Origin of the sequence: Rhizobium sp. EC-SD404, assembly GCF_902498825.1 — a bacterium.
GTDB lineage: Bacteria > Pseudomonadota > Alphaproteobacteria > Rhizobiales > Rhizobiaceae > Georhizobium.
Map to the genome: position 1 here is coordinate 2,881,670 of NZ_LR701459.1, position 18,867 is coordinate 2,900,536.

At 62.4% G+C, this 18,867-nt stretch carries 18 protein-coding genes; 12 read left to right on the forward strand and 6 right to left on the reverse strand.

Features of this window, described 5'->3' with window-relative positions; translation table 11 throughout:
- Positions 1–65 precede the first annotated feature (65 nt).
- Positions 66–212 carry a hypothetical protein gene (locus GC125_RS20055; RefSeq protein WP_199864589.1) on the forward strand — a complete coding sequence of 49 codons (147 nt, stop codon included), beginning with the start codon at positions 66–68 and terminating at the stop codon, positions 210–212.
- A gap of 192 nt (positions 213–404) precedes the next feature.
- Here GC125_RS20055 and fdhF read toward each other — a convergent pair whose 3' ends face one another.
- The 3 genes from fdhF to GC125_RS14740 are packed head-to-tail and all read right to left on the reverse strand — an operon-like array spanning position 405 to position 5,584.
- Positions 405–3,263: a formate dehydrogenase subunit alpha gene (gene fdhF, locus GC125_RS14730; protein WP_151986335.1), complete on the reverse strand. Its 2,859-nt coding sequence runs from the start codon at positions 3,261–3,263 to the stop codon at positions 405–407.
- Positions 3,264–3,287: 24 nt separating this feature from the next.
- Positions 3,288–3,917 (reverse strand): LysE family translocator, encoded by a 630-nt coding sequence (locus GC125_RS14735; protein WP_199864590.1) that lies wholly within the window; start codon positions 3,915–3,917, stop codon positions 3,288–3,290.
- Positions 3,914–5,584 (reverse strand): NAD(P)H-dependent oxidoreductase subunit E, encoded by a 1,671-nt coding sequence (locus GC125_RS14740; protein WP_151987946.1) that lies wholly within the window; start codon positions 5,582–5,584, stop codon positions 3,914–3,916. The genes GC125_RS14735 and GC125_RS14740 overlap by 4 nt, the downstream gene beginning before the upstream one ends.
- A 179-nt stretch (positions 5,585–5,763) precedes the next feature.
- Between GC125_RS14740 and GC125_RS14745 the strand changes: the two genes are divergently transcribed.
- Positions 5,764–6,810 (forward strand): glycine betaine ABC transporter substrate-binding protein, encoded by a 1,047-nt coding sequence (locus tag GC125_RS14745; protein ID WP_199864592.1) that lies wholly within the window; start codon positions 5,764–5,766, stop codon positions 6,808–6,810.
- A gap of 85 nt (positions 6,811–6,895) precedes the next feature.
- Positions 6,896–7,915 (forward strand): betaine--homocysteine S-methyltransferase, encoded by a 1,020-nt coding sequence (bmt, locus tag GC125_RS14750; protein ID WP_151986338.1) that lies wholly within the window; start codon positions 6,896–6,898, stop codon positions 7,913–7,915.
- A 161-nt stretch (positions 7,916–8,076) separates the two neighbouring features.
- On the opposite strand, the gene GC125_RS14755 is transcribed toward bmt, so the two are convergent.
- Positions 8,077–9,648 carry a trimethylamine methyltransferase family protein gene (locus GC125_RS14755; RefSeq protein WP_151987948.1) on the reverse strand — a complete coding sequence of 524 codons (1,572 nt, stop codon included), beginning with the start codon at positions 9,646–9,648 and terminating at the stop codon, positions 8,077–8,079.
- Positions 9,649–9,954: 306 nt separating this feature from the next.
- Here GC125_RS14755 and GC125_RS14760 point away from each other — a divergent pair, with 306 nt between their 5' ends.
- A complete protein-coding gene (locus GC125_RS14760) occupies positions 9,955–10,653 on the forward strand; it encodes a cobalamin B12-binding domain-containing protein (RefSeq protein WP_151986339.1) in 699 nt (232 codons plus the stop codon).
- Positions 10,654–10,759: 106 nt separating this feature from the next.
- Here GC125_RS14760 and GC125_RS14765 read toward each other — a convergent pair whose 3' ends face one another.
- Entirely contained in the window at positions 10,760–10,921 is a 162-nt protein-coding gene (locus tag GC125_RS14765; RefSeq protein WP_151986340.1) for an entericidin domain-containing protein, read from the reverse strand.
- Positions 10,922–10,979: 58 nt separating this feature from the next.
- On the opposite strand from GC125_RS14765, the gene GC125_RS14770 reads away from it, so the two are divergent.
- The 6 genes from GC125_RS14770 to GC125_RS14795 all read left to right on the forward strand — a co-directional run bounded on the left by GC125_RS14770 (position 10,980) and on the right by GC125_RS14795 (position 16,469).
- Complete coding sequence (locus tag GC125_RS14770; RefSeq protein WP_151986341.1) at positions 10,980–11,618, forward strand: DUF1638 domain-containing protein; 639 nt, start codon at positions 10,980–10,982, stop codon at positions 11,616–11,618.
- A 73-nt stretch (positions 11,619–11,691) separates the two neighbouring features.
- The gene (locus GC125_RS14775; protein WP_151986342.1) at positions 11,692–12,003 is read left to right on the forward strand and encodes a virulence factor; all 312 of its coding nucleotides are present in this window, start codon (positions 11,692–11,694) and stop codon (positions 12,001–12,003) included.
- 40 nt (positions 12,004–12,043) lie between these two features.
- Positions 12,044–12,949: a methylenetetrahydrofolate reductase gene (locus GC125_RS14780; protein ID WP_286165525.1), complete on the forward strand. Its 906-nt coding sequence runs from the start codon at positions 12,044–12,046 to the stop codon at positions 12,947–12,949.
- 52 nt (positions 12,950–13,001) lie between these two features.
- Positions 13,002–13,961 carry a methyltetrahydrofolate cobalamin methyltransferase gene (locus tag GC125_RS14785; RefSeq protein ID WP_126009695.1) on the forward strand — a complete coding sequence of 320 codons (960 nt, stop codon included), beginning with the start codon at positions 13,002–13,004 and terminating at the stop codon, positions 13,959–13,961.
- A 79-nt stretch (positions 13,962–14,040) separates the two neighbouring features.
- Positions 14,041–14,412: a hypothetical protein gene (locus tag GC125_RS14790; RefSeq protein ID WP_151986344.1), complete on the forward strand. Its 372-nt coding sequence runs from the start codon at positions 14,041–14,043 to the stop codon at positions 14,410–14,412.
- Between the two features lie 35 nt (positions 14,413–14,447).
- Entirely contained in the window at positions 14,448–16,469 is a 2,022-nt protein-coding gene (locus GC125_RS14795) for an ASKHA domain-containing protein (RefSeq protein WP_151987950.1), read from the forward strand.
- 6 nt (positions 16,470–16,475) lie between these two features.
- Here the strand turns inward: GC125_RS14795 and GC125_RS14800 are convergent, their stop codons facing one another.
- Positions 16,476–17,369, reverse strand: coding sequence for a LysR substrate-binding domain-containing protein (locus GC125_RS14800; protein WP_151986345.1), 894 nt, complete (start codon positions 17,367–17,369; stop codon positions 16,476–16,478).
- 120 nt (positions 17,370–17,489) lie between these two features.
- Here GC125_RS14800 and GC125_RS14805 point away from each other — a divergent pair, with 120 nt between their 5' ends.
- Together GC125_RS14805 and GC125_RS14810 are read left to right on the forward strand one after the other, a co-directional pair.
- Positions 17,490–17,693, forward strand: a complete 204-nt coding sequence (locus GC125_RS14805; RefSeq protein ID WP_151986346.1) for a hypothetical protein — start codon at positions 17,490–17,492, stop codon at positions 17,691–17,693.
- A 147-nt stretch (positions 17,694–17,840) separates the two neighbouring features.
- Positions 17,841–18,845: a GlxA family transcriptional regulator gene (locus GC125_RS14810; protein ID WP_126009688.1), complete on the forward strand. Its 1,005-nt coding sequence runs from the start codon at positions 17,841–17,843 to the stop codon at positions 18,843–18,845.
- Positions 18,846–18,867 lie beyond the last annotated feature (22 nt).

Genomic DNA, 18,867 nt, shown 5'->3' on the forward strand with positions numbered 1-18,867 from the left:
TCGGCGGCGACGCATGAACAGGCCTATATGCGGTGCACGCGTTCCAGCCCTTAAGAGTGAATTCCATGCGTGATTTCCTGAACAATCTGCGTCGCCGCTTTGCCGGGGCAAATCGCCCTGTCGCATCCGCACGCCCCCACGATTTCGTGCTGCGTCACCAGATCGAGTGTGGCCCGTTCAACACGAGACGGCATCGCTTCTCCGACGTCTGACGGCGACCAAAGGTCAAACAAGGACAGCCGCGCCTGCTTCGTGCAGGCGCGGCTGTCCTTGTAACTGGAGGCGCTAAAGGGCGGGCCGCTCCGGGACGCGAGACCTTTTCCGGAGCTTCGGCGGCGTTTATCCCCCGCACGTGAAGTCTTACGCGGATATCGTTACCGGAGGGTTATTTAGAGATTAAGCGATTATGAATTGGGCAATTCTTTCGTTAACGACGAACTGCCTCGGTTCTCGCCAAGAGCCGCTGTTCCCGTATCCGCAAGGCCGATGCGCGCGGCACAATATTTGAACTCCGGGATTTTGCCGAACGGATCCAGCTGCGGATTCGTCAAAACGTTGGCCGGACTTTCGTTGAAGCAGAACGGCATGAAGATCATGCCATCTGCGACTTCCCGGTCTGCGCGCAGCAGCGCTTCCACCGTTCCCCGACGCGTCTCCACCTTCACCATCATGCCCTGTCGCATGCCCCGCCGCTCGATTTCGCGCGGGTTCATCGAGGCGATGCCTTCCGGCTCGATCGCATCGAGCACGCCGGCGCGCCGCGTCATGGCGCCCGTGTGCCAGTGTTCAAGCAGCCTCCCAGTGGTCAGCACGAGAGGATAGTCCTCGTCTGGAACTTCGTCCGGCGGCAAAAGATCGGCCGGCACGATCTTGCCGCGTCGATCCTTGGTCGGGAAACCGTTGACGAAGATGATCTCGTTGCCAGGAACATCCGGACCATCGGCCGGGTAGGTCACGGAGCCTTCGCGTTCGACGCGATACCAGCTGATGTTCTTGAGCGACGGCATGACCGAGGCCATCTCCGTGTACACTTCTGAAACATGGCCATACTGCCACCCGAGATCGCAAGCGCTCGCCAGCGCCTGAATGATCTCCCAGTCCTGGCGTGCCTCGCCCGGAAGTGAAATGGCCGGCCGGCCGAGTTGCACCTGCCGATTGGTGTTGGTGTAGGTGCCGAGCTTCTCGGCATGCGCGGAGGCCGGCAGGACGACATCGGCGTGCCATGCGGTCTCGGTGAGAAAGATGTCCTGCACCACGAGATGATCGAGCTTGGCGAGCGCCGCGCGTGCATGGATCTGGTCCGGGTCCGACATGGCGGGGTTTTCGCCCATCACATACATGCCGCTGATTTCGCCGTCATGGATGGCGTCCATGATCTCGACGACGGTCAAGCCGCGCTTGGCATCCAGGGGTCGGCCGTAAAGATCCTCGAATTCGGCCCGGATATCGGCATCTTCCACCGAGCGGTAGTCCGGATAGACCATCGGAATGAGGCCGGCATCCGATGCGCCCTGCACGTTGTTCTGGCCGCGCAGCGGATGCAGCCCGGTTCCCGGACGGCCGATCTGACCGGTGATCAGCGCCATCGCGATCAGGCAGCGGGAATTATCGGTGCCGTGCGTGTGCTGCGAGATGCCCATTCCCCAGAAGATGATCGAACGTTCCGACTTGGCATAGAGCCGCGCCACGTCGCGAATGGTCTCTGCCGGCACCGCGCAAACGGGCTCCATCGCCTCGGGCGTGAAGTCCTTCACCTTCTCCTTCAGCGCTTCGAAGCCGCTGACATTGGCTTGGATATATTGCTCGTCATAGAGCCGCTCGGTGATGATGACATTGAGCATCGCGTTGAGGAGCGCGACGTCGGTGCCGGGCTTGAAGACCAGCGAATGGCTGGCATGACGCATCAGATCCTGCTTTCGCGGATCGATGACGACGAGTTTGCTGCCCTGCTTCGCCGCCTGTTTAAAGTAGGTCGCGGCCACGGGATGATTCGTCGTCGGACGGGCGCCGATAACGATGATGCAATCGGCCTTCAGCGCGTCGTTGAATGGGGCCGAGACCGCGCCCGATCCGACGCCTTCCATCAACGCGGCAACAGAGGATGCGTGGCAAAGCCGCGTGCAGTGATCGACATTGTTCGTACCGAAGCCCTGGCGGATGAATTTCTGGAAGAGATAGGCTTCTTCGTTCGAACCCTTGGCCGAGCCGAACCCGGCGATGGCTTGCCCGCCGCGCTCGTCGCGAATCTTCGTCAGCCCGCTCGATGCGCGCTCCAGCGCCTCCTCCCACGTGGCCTCGCGAAAGACGGTCAACGGGTCAGCGCCCTTTAGATTGATGTCACCGCGCTTCGGCGCATCGTCCCGGCGGATCAGCGGCTTTGTCAGCCGGTCCGGCGAGCGCACATAGTCGAAGCCGAAGCGACCTTTGACGCAGAGCCGGTTCTCGTTCGCCGGTCCGTCGCGCCCGTCCACCTGCACGATGACGTCGTCCTTGACGCGCACCGTCGTCTGGCAGCCGACGCCGCAGAACGGGCAGACGGAATCCACGACCTTGTCGAACTGCTCGACGGTACGTGTACGGCCGTCACCGTCCATCAACGACTTCTCGTAGAGCGCACCGGTCGGGCAGGCCTCGACGCATTCGCCGCACGTCACGCAGGTGGAAAGCCCCATCGGGTCGTGAATGTCGAAGACCGGGACCATGTGGCTGCCGCGATCGGCCATGCCGATGACGTCGTTGACCTGCACCTCGCGACATGCGCGGACGCAGGCGTTGCAGGCAATGCAGGCATCGAGATTGACCGCGATGGCCGGGTTCGACACGTCGTGCAGCAGATCCATGCCCTTCTGCGAGGATGGAGACGCCTCGGAGAACTTGGATCGAAGGCGATCCGAACCGGAAATGCCCATCGATCCCGCCCACTGCCAAAAGGACGACTGGTCGTCCGGCCCGGCTTCCTTGGCCGGCATGTCGGAGGCGAGCATCTCGAACACCATGCGCCTGGCCTTGTCGGCCCTGTCCGTCTGGGTTTTCACCTCCATGTCGTCTGTCGGCTTCCGGATACAGGAAGCCGCAAGCGTCCGCTCGCCATCGATCTCCACCATGCAGGCCCGGCAATTGCCGTCCGGCCGGTAACCGACCTTGTCCAGATGGCAAAGATGCGGGATGCGCGTACCTTCGCGCTTCGCCACCTGCCAGATCGTTTCGCCCTCGGCAGCTTCAACCGCCTTGCCGTCGAGCGTGAACCGGATTGTTTTCGACATGGGACAGGCTCCGTTCGACAAATTTCAGCGTGACAGAAGCAGTTGTCCGCCGACGAGACAGAAGAATGCGCCGAAGGCCGCTTCGAACCACCGCATCAGTCGCTTGTAGGTGCCCATTACGGCTTTTGATGAGAAGACGAAGACATAGGCGCCGTAAATGCTGGCCGAGGTGAGCCCCGCCACGATGCAAAAGCCGAGGATCACGCCCTTCGACGCGCCGGACGACAGCACGAATGTCGAGATCGACGCCCAGAAGAGCGCCGATTTCGGATTGAGCAGGCAGACGGTTAGCCCACGGCGAAACGCTGCGGCGGGCAAAAGCGCTCTGCCATCAGGCCGAATGGCGCCGGGGACATTGCGCCATGCCGCCACCAGGCCGCGCACGCCGAGATAAAGAAGATACAGGCCGCCGCCTATCTTCAGCACCAACAACAGCGGTGGGTAGAGTGCGAAGACCACGGACAACCCGAAACCTGAAGCGAGCGACCAAAGGAAAGACCCCGTCGCAATTCCCAAAGCCGTATAGAAGCCGATAGCGCGCCCGTTTCCGAGCGCGGTGGAGGCGGCGGCAACAAGGTTTGGGCCGGGCGCGGCAATGGCCACAGCGAGCGCGGCCCAGGCTGTGAAGAGTATCCTGAAGGTTTCGTCGCTCACCCCAGATCCTCTCGAAAATGCGTCAGAAGATGGTTGACCGGGTTCGGTGCCGCCTGCCCCAGCCCGCAGATGGATGCATCGCGCATCACCGCCTCGAGGTCGCGGAGCGTCTCTTCGTCCAGCACACCATGGCGTTTCAGCAGTTCCACCATCTTCTCGGTGCCGGACCGGCACGGCGTGCACTGGCCGCAGCTCTCGTGCTTGAAGAATTCCAGAAGGTTGATCGTCGCCGCCTTGATGTTGTCTTGCTCAGACAGGACGACGACCGCATGGCTGCCGACGAAGCCGCCAAGATCCGCGAGCTTGTCGCCGAAATCGAGCGGCACATCGTCGAGCGACGCCGGCAGGATGCCACCCGAGGCCCCGCCCGGCAGATAAGCCTTGAAGCGGTGCCCGTCGGCCATGCCGCCGCAGTAGTCGTCGATCAGCTCGCGCACGGTTATGCCGGCCGGTGCCAGCTTGACGCCGGGATGATTGACCCGGCCCGAGACGGACCAGGAGCGCAGGCCCGGATGACCAGGCTTGCCCTGCGCGGCAAACCAGGCGCCGCCCTTCTCAACGATGTCGCGCACCCACCAGAGCGTCTCGATATTGTGGTTGAGCGTCGGACGGCCGAACAGGCCTTTCTCGGCGATGTAAGGCGGCCGGTGCCGCGGCATGCCGCGCTTGCCCTCGATGGATTCGATCATCGCGCTCTCTTCACCGCAGATATAGGCTCCGGCGCCACGCCTGAGTTCGATAAAGCCTGCTGCGATGATCCCCGCATCCTCTAGCGCGGCGATCTCGCGGCGAAGGATAGCCAGCACAGCCGGATATTCGTCACGCATATAGAGATAGATGCGTTCCGCCTCGACCACATGGGCGGCGATCAATGCGCCCTCCAGCGTGCGATGCGGATCACTCTCCAGATAGAAGCGGTCCTTGAATGTACCGGGCTCGCCCTCGTCGCCGTTGATCGTCATCAGACGCGGGCCCGGATACCCTTTCACGATCGACCACTTCTTGGCGGTCGCAAAACCCGCTCCGCCGAGACCGCGCAGATTGGCGTCGGATAGTTCCTTCACCAGGTCGTCGACCGTCATTTGTCCGGCGCGTAGCCGTTCCAGAAGTGAGTAACCGCCGAATTCCCGGTAGGCATGCAGGCCGATATAGTCCGGCTGCAGCGCATCGATCGCGCCCTCATCCGCCATGACGTTCAAGCCGTCGGCGGTGGCGTGATCGACTTCCCGGTCTCCGATGCGGGCAGCAGGCGCCGTTGCGCAGCGTCCCATGCACGGCGCGCGCACGACGCGGACGAAACGACCGTCAACCGCTTGCTTCGTCGCCTCGATCAGGGTTTCGGCACCGGCCATCATGCAGGACAGGCTGTCGCAGATGCGGATCGTCAGCGGCGCCGGTCGCGGCTCGCCTTCGCGCACCAAATCGAAATGGTCGTAGAAGGAGGCGACCTCGTAGACCTCAGCCTGCGACAGACGCATCAGCTCGGCGAGTGCTTGGAGGTGAGACGCCGGCAGGCATCCATGGGCATCCTGGATAACGTGCAGATACTCGATCAGCCTATCGCGGACGAGCGTCTGTCCGGCGAGCAGATTTTCGACATCCAACAGTGCCGCATCGTCCAGCGCCCTGCCCTTCGGCGCATCCGCGCGCCTTTTACCAACAGCCATCGACAGTTCGAACTCCTCGCCAATTCCACCGGCACTTGTCATGCGTCGGGCCGTTTCACGCAACAGCAATGTCGCGAAAAAGGCACAGAGCCGTGCCAAAGTACGCTACACACTCGAGAAAGGATGCCCTTCAGCGACCTCGATGGCGACGATCGCGACCCCGGGTAAGAAATGATCCGATGAGACATCTGCGCCTGTCCCTGGCCCTGACGGCACTTCTCGGCCCCACGCTTTCCGTGCACGCACAGGAGAACGGGGAACCGACCGGTGATGCGCCGCCGAACGCCGTCTGCGGTGAGGTGTCGATCGCAGACCTCAACTGGCCCTCCGCGACGTTTTTCGCCCATCTGGACGCGATCATTCTCGGCGAAGGCTATGGCTGCGACATCAGCCTGATCCCCGGCGATACGCTGTCGACGCTGACCAAGATGGTCGAGGATGGCACACCCGACGTCTCCCCGGAAACCTGGATCAACTCCGCCCGCGACATGCTCGACGAGGCGGTCGCATCGCGCGACCTGCATTATATGGCGCCGGCCTTTGCGGATGGCGGCGTCGAAGGCTGGTGGATACCGGCCTACGTCGCCGAGGCCCACCCGGACATCAAGACGGTCGCCGATGCGCTGAAACGCCCCGATCTTTTCCCCTCACCAGACAATGACGGAATGGGTGCGGTCCACACCTGTCCGGAAGGCTGGAGCTGCGAGGTCACGACGGCCAATCTGTTCCAGGCCTACCAAGCCTCCGACAAGGGCTTCGAACTGCTGCCGGCCGAAAATGGTGATGCGCTGGAAGCGTCGATCGCCGAAGCATTCGCCGAACAGCGCGGCTGGCTCGGATATTATTGGGCACCGACAGCAGCCCTCGGGCGCTACGATATGGTGAAGCTCAATTTCGACGCGCCCTATGATGACGCTGAATGGCATGGCTGCACCACCGATCCCGAATGCCCCGCCCCGCGGGTTACGTCGTGGCCCCGCTCCGAAGTCTACACGGTGGTCACCGATCAGTTCATGCGCCGCGGCAATGGTGCGCTCGCCTATCTGCGCGCCCGCCAGCTTGGAAATGAGGTTCTGAGCAACGTGCTTGCCTACATGGCCGACAATGATCTGGACGGCCAGGCAACGGCGATGGCATTTCTGCGCGAGAACGAGCCGATCTGGACGGAGTGGGTCAGCCCGGAAGCAAAAGGCAAGATCGACGCCGCGCTCGCAGAGGCCGATTAGCGCCTCGCCGACATTGCCGATTGCAATGACATAAAGACATCTTTATATCGTTACATGTCTTTCGCAAATCGTCAGGATGTGCCCCATGCCCGTTGCCAACCCGCTCGCCGATCTCATCGCTGAAAAAGGCGTTCTGCTCGCCGACGGCGCGACCGGCACCAATCTCTTCGCCATGGGCCTGGAAGCGGGCGATGCGCCCGAGCTGTGGAACGAGGACCAACCCGAGAAGATTCGGAAGCTGCACCGCGACTTCGTCGATGCCGGCTCCGACATCATTCTCACCAACTCTTTCGGCGGCACGCGCCACCGTCTCAAGCTCCACCACGCCCAGGACCGGGTTTTCGAATTGAACAAGCGGGCAGCCGAAATCGCGCGCGAGATCGCCGATGCCGTACCGCGCAAGGTCATCGTTGCCGGTTCGGTCGGCCCGACGGGCGAACTGCTGATCCCGCTCGGCGCGCTCTCCTATGAAGCTGCCGTCGAGGCTTTCGTCGAGCAGATGGAAGGCCTCAAGGCCGGCGGCGCCGATGTTGCCTGGATCGAGACCATGTCGTCGGGCGACGAGATCAAGGCCGCCTGCGAGGCAGCCAACAAGGTCGGCATTCCCTACACCTACACGGCCTCCTTCGACACGGCCGGCAAGACCATGATGGGCATCCATCCCAAGGACATTCACGGCCTCGAAGGCGATGTCAGCGAAAAGCCGGTTGCCGTCGGTGCCAATTGCGGCGTCGGCGCTTCGGACATCCTGTCGTCCCTGCTGGACATGGCGGCTGCCAAGCCGGGCGCTGCGATCATCGTGAAAGGCAATTGCGGCATCCCGGAATTCCGCGGCTCGGAAATCTATTATTCGGGCACCCCGCCGCTGATGGCCGAATATGCCAGACTGGCCGTCGACGCCGGCGCGACGATCATCGGCGGTTGCTGCGGCACGGCCTGCGATCATTTGAAGGCCATGCGGGAAGCCATCGACACCCACAAGAAGGGTGAGAAGCCGAGCCTCGAAGCGATCGTCGAAAAGGTCGGCCCGTTCCGCAACAAGACCGCCGGGACTGGCACCGACACCCCTCAGCGCGAACGCCGCGGTGGCCGCCGACGGGTCTGAGCGGCTTAAGCCACGGACCTATTTCGCCCTCGCGGTTCGACCGGCTCACCATGAGGGCCGGCCAGCCGACTTCACCCCTGCATCAGAGAGCGCCACACGGCTTTGTGGATCAGATGACTGACGATTTCGCGACCACCTTGCTCCCTGGCTTCGGGAGCCTTTCAGGTGAAGGCATCGGGCATCGATTCCTTGCGCTGGCGGATGAATGCGAGCAACGCCTCGTCGATGCCGGCGTCGAGCTCGGGCGCCTGATAGTTCTGAAGCCAGGATCGGCAGAGCGCGTTGGCGCGCACTTCAACCCGCTTTTCACCCTCGGCGAGCCACTGTTCGTAGGAATTGTTGTCGGCAAGGTTCGATCGATAGAACGCGGTCTGGAAATTGGCCTGCGTATGGGCGCAGCCGAGATAGTGGCTGCCTGGGCCGACTTCGCGGATGGCATCCATCGCCTGCCCGCTTTCGGAGAGATCGACGCCTTCGGCCATGCGCTGCATCATGCCGAGCTGGTCAATGTCGATCATGAACTTCTCATAGGAAGAAACCAGCCCGCCTTCGAGCCAGCCAGCGGCGTGGAGCACGAAATTGGTGCCGGCCAGAAGCGTCGTGTTGAGCGTGTTGGCGCTTTCATGCGCCGCCTGCGCATCGGCGACCTTGGAGCCGCAGAGCGAGCCGCCGGTTCGGAAGGGCAGATTGAGCCTGCGCGCCAGTTGAGCGGCCCCGTAAGAGACGAGCGACGGCTCCGGCGTTCCGAATGTGGGGGCACCGGACTGCATCGAGATGGACGCGGCGAATGTTCCGAAAACGACGGGCGCTCCCGGACGGATCAGCTGCGTGAAGGCGGCACCGGCGAGAACTTCGGCCAGAACCTGCGTCAGAGTGCCGGCGACGGTCACGGGGCTCATGGCGCCGGCCAGGATGAAGGGCGAGATGACGGTCGCCTGATTGTTGCGCGCATAGACTTTCGCGGCACCGAGCATCGTCTCGTCGAAGACCATCGGCGAGTTGGCATTGATCAGATTGATGACGACGCAATTCTGATCGACGAAATCCGCGCCGAACAGAATCTTGCACATTTCGACGGTGTCTTCGGCCCGCTCGGGCGCGGTGACCGAACCCATGAAGGGTTTGTCGGAATAGCGGATATGGCTGTAGACCATGTCCAGATGGCGCTTGTTGACGGGAATGTCGACCGGCTCGCACACCGTGCCACCCGAATGGTGCAGCGAGGGCGCCATGTAGGCGAGCTTCACGAAATTGCGGAAATCCTCGATCGTCGCGTAGCGGCGCACGCCTTCCAGGTCACGCACGAAAGGCGGACCGTAGACCGGCGCGAAGACGGTAGCCTTGCCGCCGATCTGGACCGAGCGGGCGCCGTTGCGGGCATGCTGCGTGAATGTGGCGGGCGCCGTTTTCAGGAGCTCGCGGCACAGGCCCTTCGGAAAGTGCACCCGCTCGCCACGGATGTCGCATCCGGCATTCTTCCAGAGCGCGATGGCTTCCGCATCGTCGCGAAACTCGATGCCGATTTCCTCGAGCACGATGTCGGCGTTCGCCTCGATGAGCGCGAGCCCCTCCTCATCAAGCACCTCATATTCACGGATGCGCCGCTGGATGTAGGGGCTGGAGGCGCCCGGGCCGCCGCCGGAGCGAAGCGCGCGTCGGGCTGCCGCGCCGCGACCCTCGCCGCGCCCGCGCCTCGACGGAGCCGCAGCATCCTCCACGCCCGCGTTGCCCATGTCGCCCAACGGCGTTTCGCTCGACTGGTCCATGACCGGAAGACCCTTGCTCTATCGTATCGCAGCGACGGACGGTCCGGGCTGCGGTTGGCGCGATGCTATCCACTTGGCCCAGTGCTGCATGTGCAGACTGCGCCAAGCAATGGCGTTTTGAAGACATTCAAGCACGGCAGTGTCCGTCGTAATTCGCACGGCGCAATGTCGCTATTGAGGAACCGGATTTTGACCTTTTCCGGCGATATCTGTACCGATCAATCCATGTGCGTCCAACGCACATTCACGAGGTGAAGGGCCAAGGCTTCAGCAATGTCCGAAGATGATATCATCCTGTCCGAACTGGCCGACGACGAACTCGTCCTGCAGATGCACGACGACCTCTATGACGGTCTCAAGGAGGAAATCGAAGAAGCGACCCGCATTCTGCTCGACCGCGGCTGGCAGCCCTACGAGGTTCTGACGGAAGCGCTGGTCGAAGGCATGCGGATCGTCGGCGAAGACTTCCGCGACGGCATCCTGTTCGTGCCGGAAGTACTGCTGTCGGCGAATGCCATGAAATCCGGCATGTTCATTCTGCGACCCCTCCTTGTCGAGACAGGTGCGCCCAAGCTCGGCAAGATGGTGATCGGCACCGTCAAGGGCGACATCCACGACATCGGCAAGAATCTCGTCGGCATGATGATGGAAGGTGCGGGCTTCGACGTAATCGACCTCGGCATCAACAATCCGGTCGAAAACTATCTCGCCGCGATCGAAGAGCACCAGCCGGACATCGTCGGCATGTCGGCGCTTTTGACGACGACGATGCCCTACATGAAGGTCGTTATCGACACGATGAAGGAAAAGGGCATTCGCGACGACTTTGTCGTTCTCGTCGGCGGAGCGCCGCTGAACGAGGAGTTCGGCAAGGCTGTCGGGGCCGACGCCTATTGCCGCGATGCGGCCGTGGCTGTCGAAACCGCCAAGGAATACATGAAGCGCCGCCACAACCAGTCTCAGAGCGCCTGATACGAATTGTCAGCCTGTAGAGCGGGAAATAAAAAGGGCCGCACGGTGGAGAGCGGCCCTTGGCAGGCAACGCCGGAAGTATCCGGCAAACGACTATGTCGTTCTATTAGTAAGTGGCTGCAGAATCGACGTCCGTAGCGGCGGCCTGCGTCGCGTCGACCGTGTTTGCCATGTCTGCACCGGCGCCGCGGATCGTGTTGCCACAGGCGCTGAGCGAAAAGATCGCTACGAGAAGGATGGCTGCGCGGCCAAGTGTTTTGGAAGTCATCTTTTCTGTCCCTACTCTCAAAGAGCGCCCCCGGCTGGGGATGCGCGTCGGTTAAGCAATGACGCAGAAACGCATGAAAGCGGAAAAGGTTCAACTGATTGCGTGCGGAGCGCTCGCGCGCGAAATTCTCGCGGTCCGCGAGCAAGCGGGGCTGACCCATCTCGACGTCCATTGCCTTCCGGCCATCTGGCACAATCACCCGGAAAAGATCGCGCCGGGCGTGAAAGACGCCATCAACAAGGCCCGAGAAGCAGGATTCGAGCACATTTTCGTGGCTTATGCCGATTGCGGAACGGCCGGTGCCTTGGACAAGGTGCTCGCGGAAGAAAATATCGAGCGGATCGCTGGCCCCCATTGCTACGCATTCTTCGTGGGCAATGCGGCGTTCGAAGCCCGTGGCGATGAAGACATGACCTCATTTTTCCTGACGGATTTTCTTGCGAGGCAATTCCAGGCATTCGTCATCGAGCCGCTGGCGCTCGATCGCCACCCGGAACTGCGGGACGCCTATTTCGGTCATTACGAGAAACTCATCTATCTCGCCCAGACCGACGACGCCGCGCTCAACGAAAAAGCCCGCGCGGCCGCCGACCGGCTCGGGCTTGCCTATGAGCGACGTTTGACGGGCTATGGCGAGCTTTCCGATGCCGTGCTGTCAGCCGGCGCACCACCACAATCGGCGTCACGTCGCATTTGATCCATTGCGACGTCGCGGGGCAGCCAGCGGCCCGCACGATTCCCAATCACAGTCACTTTCAAGGAGCATATGCATGGCCGACCGCATCGTCGTCTACTGGCGCGACATCCCGGCGCAAGTCATCGTGAAAAAGGGCCGCACGGCCGCAAAACGCGAGCTTTCGTTGCGATTTACCGAGGCCATCGACATGTGTGCGATGCGCTCGGGCGCCCATGGCACGGATGATTATCTTGCCGATTGGCGCAAGGGCGACCCGCAAGCCGTCTCCGACGATCTCGAAGCCGAGGCCGATAAGGCCGTGGCGGAGCTGGAAGATACATATACGCGGGAGCGGCTGGTCGCTCTCGTCAAAGCAGGCGGTTCGGAAAGCGATACAGCTTCTTGAAAAGCTGATCGTCCGCAGCCGCTGGAACATGGAAAGCAGCATGAACGCGGTCATCGGATTGAAGCAGCACCAGAGCACGCATATCGCCGCCTCCATCGAGGTGGCGCCGGCGCAGGCCATCACCTCCATGGATCTGCCGGGGCTCTTTCCGCATGGCACCCGGGTCTACATCACGGACATCGGGACCGCGACCGACGAGATGGTTGCGGCGGCAAGCCGCGTCCGTAGTCTCGGCTATGAACCGGTGCCGCATTTTGCCTGCCGGCGCCTGACCACGCGGGCAGCGCTGACCGATCGCGTCGAGCGCTTGTCCCGCGAAGCCGGCGTCAGAGATGCGCTCATCATCGGCGGTGGGCTTGAGCGCCAGGCGGGCGAGTTTTCATCGACCATGGAAGTTCTCGAAACCGGTCTTTTCGACCGCTTCGGCTTCACCGATCTCGGCGTCGCGGGCCATCCTGAAGGCAGTCCCGAGTTCAACGAGGAAGTGGCGCTGCACGCGCTCCGCCTGAAGAAGTCGTTCGCCGAGCGGACCGGCGCGCGCATGCGCATCGTCACCCAGTTCGGTTTTGACGCTGAACGCTTCATCGACTGGAGCGAGGGACTGCGCATGGAAGGCATCGACCTTCCCGTGCATCTCGGTGTCGCCGGGCCTGCCAAGATCACGACGTTGATCAAATACGCTGCGCTTTGCGGCATCGGCAATTCGGTTACGTTCCTCAAGAAGAACGCGCTTGCGCTGACGGCGCTTGCCACGAGCCACTCGCCCGAAACGGTCGTCGGGCCGATCGAGCGCCATGTTGCCGCCACACCTCATTCCGCGATCAAGCAGATCCACGTCTTTCCGTTCGGCGGCCTGAAAAAGTCGGCCGAGTGGCTTGAACAACGTGGCTCATGGGATATAAAGACATCTTTATATCCTTCTATGCCCCTGATTGCGGAACGCTGATTCCCCCGCATCTTCGCAAACCAGGCGGCACAGGCCCGACCGAGGAGCTTCCATGTCGCGCACCATCATCGCATCGGCAACCCGTGAGATCATCATGGGCTTCGACCAGCCCTTCTGCGTGATCGGAGAACGCATCAACCCGACCGGCCGCAAGAAGCTCGCGGCCGAGATGGTGGCCGGCAATTTCGAGACGGTCATCAAGGACGCGCTCGAACAGGTCGCGGCCGGCGCCACGATGCTCGACATCAATGCCGGCGTCACCGCGGTCGATCCTAACGCGACCGAGCCGGACTTGCTGGTGAAGACCTTGCAGATCGTCCAGGATCTCGTGGACGTGCCCCTCTCTATCGACAGCTCCGTAACGGCTGCAATCGAAGCCGGGCTGAAGGTCGCCAAGGGTCGTCCCCTGGTCAATTCCGTGACCGGTGAAGACGAGAAGCTGGAAGCGATCCTGCCGCTGATCAAGAAATACGACGTACCGGTCGTTGCGATCTCCAATGACGAGACCGGCATTTCCGAAGATCCGGACGTGCGTTTCGCCGTCGCCAAGAAGATCGTCGAGCGCGCCGCCGACTATGGCATCAAGCCATACGACATCGTCGTCGATCCGCTGGTCATGCCGATCGGCGCCATGGGCACGGCAGGTCTCCAGGTTTTCAAGCTGGTTCGGCGTCTGCGCGAAGAGCTCGGCGTCAATACCACGTGCGGGCTTTCCAACGTGTCGTTCGGCCTTCCGCATCGCCACGGCATCAACGCGGCCTTCATTCCCATGGTGATCGCGTCCGGCATGACCTCGGCGATCATGAATCCCTGCCGTCCGCAGGAGATGGAAATGGTGCGCGCCGCCAACGTTTTGAACTCCACCGACGCCAATTGCTACAACTGGATCATGAAGTATCGCGATCACACGCCGTCTGCCGCAGCCGACGCTGCATCGGCCGGCAATACTACGGTCGCGGCTTCGGCCGGCGGTCGGCGCCGTGGTGGACGCGCAGCTCGCATGGGAAGTTGAAGCTGTTATTTTGCTCTGGGAGGAGCTTTAACCGCTTTCGGCCATTGTCGATGTGCCAAGGAAACAGGATCCCTCCCCGATGACGCGCTCTCGCTCACGCAAGACACCAGCAGTTCCGGTCGGTGCCAATGCCGATCTCGCCACGCTTGCGTTCACCGCACCGTTCGTCATTGCATCGCGCATGACGGGCATGTGGATGAATATGCTTTCGCCCACGGCTAAGGGCGACCGCGAAAACTCCATGATGGTCAATGAAAAGGTGCTCGCGGGCTTTGAGAGCATAACGGCGATGAACCTCTCGATTGCCAAGCAGATGACGGATGCCGCGATGGCACCCCTTTCGGGGATGACGCCGCGCCAATTCGATCCGCAGTTGGTTTTCGCCGCATCGCTTCGGCCCTACGCCCAGCGCGTCACTTCCAACGCGCGGAGACTGAGCAGGAAATCGTGAACGCACACGCAAAGCCCGACCACCTCGTTCTCTTCATGCCATCCGGCCGTCGCGGGCGCTTTGCGCCCGGTACGCCGGTGCTCGAGGCGGCGCGCGAACTCGGCGTCTATGTCGAAAGCGTATGCGGCGGTCGCGGCATTTGTGGTCGTTGCCAGGTGGAGGTCCAGGAGGGCCGTTTCGCCAAGCACGGCATCACCTCCTCCGTCGACCACATCTCCGCGTTCTCGCCGAAGGAAGAGCGCTACGCCGAGAAGCGTGACCTCAAGGAAGGCCGCCGCCTCTCCTGTTCCGCGACGATCCAGGGCGATCTCGTGGTCGACGTGCCGCAGGACGTGGCCATCAATGCCCAGGTCGTTCGCAAAGATTCCGACGGTCGCGTCATCGAGCGCAATCCGGCGATCCACATGTGCTATGTCGAGGTCGAAGAGCCGGACATGCACAAGCCGCTCGGCGACCTCGACAGGTTGAAGGTCGCACTGGAGCGCGACTGGGGGATCAAGGATCCCGACGTCGACACCCATTTGCTTGCAACCGTCCAGAAGACCCTGCGTGAAGGCAACTGGACCGTCACGGCTGCGATCCACCGTGACCAGCCCACCGATCGACCGCGCATCATCGCCATCTATCCGGGCCTTAAGAACGAAGCCTACGGCATCGCCTGCGACATCGGCTCGACGACCATCGCGATGCATCTCTCCTCGCTGCTTTCGGGCCGCACGGTGGCGTCGGCAGGCGCGTCGAACCCGCAGATCCGCTTCGGCGAAGACCTGATGAGCCGTGTCTCCTACGTCATGATGAACCCCGAAGGTCGGGAAGCGATGACGTCGGCCGTGCGCCAGGCGCTCAACGAACTCATCGACAAGGTCTGCGCGGATGGCGGCATCGAGCGATCCGACATCCTCGATTCGGTCTTCGTCGGCAATCCGATCATGCACCACCTCTTTCTCGGCATCGACCCGACCGAACTCGGCGGGGCGCCGTTTGCGCTCGCCGTTTCGGGCGCCATCTCGATGAAGGCCTCCGAGGTCGACCTGCCGATGAATGTCGGCACGCGGGTCTACGTCCTGCCCTGCATCGCCGGCCATGTCGGCGCCGACGCAGCAGCCGCCACGCTGACCGAAGGCCCCCATCGCCAGGACGAGACCATGCTCCTCGTCGACATCGGCACCAATGCGGAAATCGTGCTCGGCTCTTCGGCTCGCGTCGTTGCCGCATCGTCGCCCACCGGCCCAGCCTTCGAAGGCGCTGAAATCTCCTGCGGCCAGCGTGCGGCGCCCGGCGCGATCGAGCGCGTCCGCATCGATCCGGAAACTCTAGAACCGCGCTTCCGTGTCATCGGCATTGACGCATGGTCCAACGAACCGGCCTTCAAGGAGGGTGCAGGAAGCCACAAGATCACCGGCGTCTGCGGCTCCGGCATCATCGAAGTCATCGCCGAAATGTATCTCGCGGGCATCATCTCCGAAGACGGCGTCATCGACGGCGCGCTCGCCGAGAAGAGCCCGCGCATCGTCGAGAACGGCCGGACCTTCTCATACGTGATCCAGGAGGCCGAACCGCGGCTTATGATCACCCAGACCGATGTGCGTGCGATCCAGCTCGCCAAGGCTGCACTCTATGCTGGCGTAAAGCTCTTGATGGACAAGCTCGCCATCACCGAGGTCGACCGCATCGGGCTTGCCGGCGCGTTCGGCTCGTTCATCGATCCGAAATACGCGATGGTGCTCGGCCTCGTGCCGGATTGCGATCTGGACAAGGTGAAGGCCGTCGGCAACGCTGCCGGTACCGGTGCTCGCATGGCCCTGCTCAACCGCGACCATCGCCGCGAGATCGAGCGGACCGTGACGGAGATCGAGAAAATCGAGACCGCGCTCGAGCCCAAGTTCCAGGACCATTTCGTCGCCGCCATGGCCTTGCCGAACAAGGTCGACCGCTTCCCGAAACTCAGCGCAGCCGTGACGATGCCACCGCGCAAGACGCTGAGCGACGGCGATGGCGAGGATGGCGCAAGCCGCCGCCGCGGAGGTCGGGCCGGAGGACGCCGCCCACGCGGGTGACGCGTTTCACAGCTTTTCGTTCAGCGTCGCAAGCGTTGCCCGCAGATGGTCGGCTGCGGCGAGGACCGGGGCTGATGCGTTCGGCGCGACAACCATGATGATGTTGTAGGTGCCGAGTTCCGGCAGCCCGTCCTTGGCACCCAGACAAACCAGATCGTCAGCCACGAATGACTTCGGCAGCGGCGCGATGGCCAGATCGGCGAGAATTGCGGCGCGTTGGCCGGCGGTGTGCGCACTCATATAGGCGATCCGGTACTTGCGGCCCTCGCGACTCAGCGCGTCGAGCGCGCGCAGGCGCCAAGCACACCCCTCTTCCCACATGGAAACCGGCAGCGGATCGCGCAAGTGAGCGGATCCACCGCGCGCACCTGCCCAAACGATGTCTTCGGTCAGTAGCACTTCCGACCCCGCCGGCGTCTGCACGCTCGAGCAGGTCATCAGCGTCAGGTCGAGCGTGCCGTCGTCGAGCCGCTTCTGCAGATTGACGCTCTGGTCGATGACGACATCGACGGCGATTGCCGGATGGGTTTCGGCAAAGCGCTTCAGCACATGGGGCAAGACTCGCTCGCCGTAATCGTCCGGCGAGCCCAGACGGACGACACCCGAGATATCCGGCGCGATGAATTTGGAAACGGCCTCGCGATTGATCGCCAGCAGCTGCCGCGCATAGCTGAGCAGGATCTCGCCGTCGCCCGTGAGCGTGACGTTGCGCGCATCGCGGATGAACACCGGACGCTTCAGCGTCTCTTCCAGTTTTTTGATCTGCATGGAGACGGCAGACGGGGTTCGGAAGACCGCATTGGCCGCGCCGGAGAAGCTCTTCGTCTCCGCGATCGCGACGAATGTGCGCAGGACATCGAGTTCAAGCGTCGGCAGTGGATGGTTCAGTGGAGCGTTCATGATCAATTTCTCTTCACATAGAGATCACTTCATTTCGATTGATTGAACTCCAAGCCGCGATCATAGTCAACATCAAGGGTCGCGACCTTTCGAGAATTGAAACCCGAAAGGATCCCAGAAATGGCTTATCATCACCAAAAAGACGCCTTTGGTGGCGTCTCCGCCTGGATTTCATCCGTCTTCGCCGACATCGGACGCCGGTGGGCGGTCAAGCGAGAGCGAGCCCGTAAGGCTTGGGTTCGGCACGTGACAGAGGTGGAGATTTCCCGTCTGCCGCCCGAGGTGCGCAAGGACATCGGCTGGCCGACACGGAACGTCGACTGACATGCCGACACGACCAATCCGGGCGCGCCCAAATTTCAAGGTGCGCCCGCTTCACAGCCATGGAGCGCTATGCCAAATTCTGCGGCGCAACGCCTGATGCGTCGTCGGCAGTCGAGCCGAGGCCGTCGGCCCCATTGGAATGCCGTCATGGCCAGCACACAGAGCCGCATCAAGCGGTCCATCGTCTTCTTTCTTGTCCCCGACTTTTCCATGCTGGCCTTCTCCACCGCGATCGAACCGTTGCGGATCGCAAACCGCATGCTCGGCTACGAATGCTACCGCTGGCGACTGGCCTCGACGGAGGGCCAGCCGGTCTGCGCGTCGAACGGCGTCGAGGTGGCCGTCAACACGTCGCTCGCCGACGAGCGCCGCCACATGACCGGCGAGATGAAGCCATCCATGGTGTTCGTGTGTGCCGGCGTAAACGTAGAAAAATTCAACAACAAGACGGTCAACGCCTGGCTGCGGGAGGAATATCACCGCGGCATCGCCGTCGGCGGTCTATGCACCGGCGCCCATGTGCTTGCCAGTGCCGGCCTCCTTTCGGGCAAGCGCTGCGCCATCCATTGGGAAAACCTGCCGGGCTTTGCCGAGGCTTTTCCGAAGGCCGATGTGTACGCCGATCTCTACGAGGTCGATTCCAATCTCTACACATGCGCGGGCGGCACCGCCGCGCTCGACATGATGATCAATCTGATCGGCGAAGATCACGACGACACGCTCGTCAACCGCATCTGCGAACAGGCCCTGACCGACCGGGTGCGCTCGCCGCACGATCGGCAACGGCTGCCGCTTCGGGCACGCCTCGGCGTCCAGAACTCCAAGATCCTTTCGATCATCGAACTGATGGAGGCGAACCTCTCCGAGCCGCTCTCCCTGATCGAGATCGCGCGCTATGCCGGCCTTTCGCGACGCCAGATCGAGCGGCTCTTCCGCCATGAAATGGGCCGCTCGCCCGCCCGCTACTATCTGGAAATCCGGCTCGACCGCGCCCGCCACCTGCTCGTGCAGTCGACCATGCCGGTCGTCGAGGTGGCCGTCGCATGCGGCTTCGTGTCGGCTTCGCATTTCTCCAAATGCTACCGCGAACTCTATGGCCGCTCGCCCCAGCAGGAGCGTGCGGATCGCAAGCTGCTCCTGAACGCAGCCTGACGGGACAGCGGGCGGCGCGATC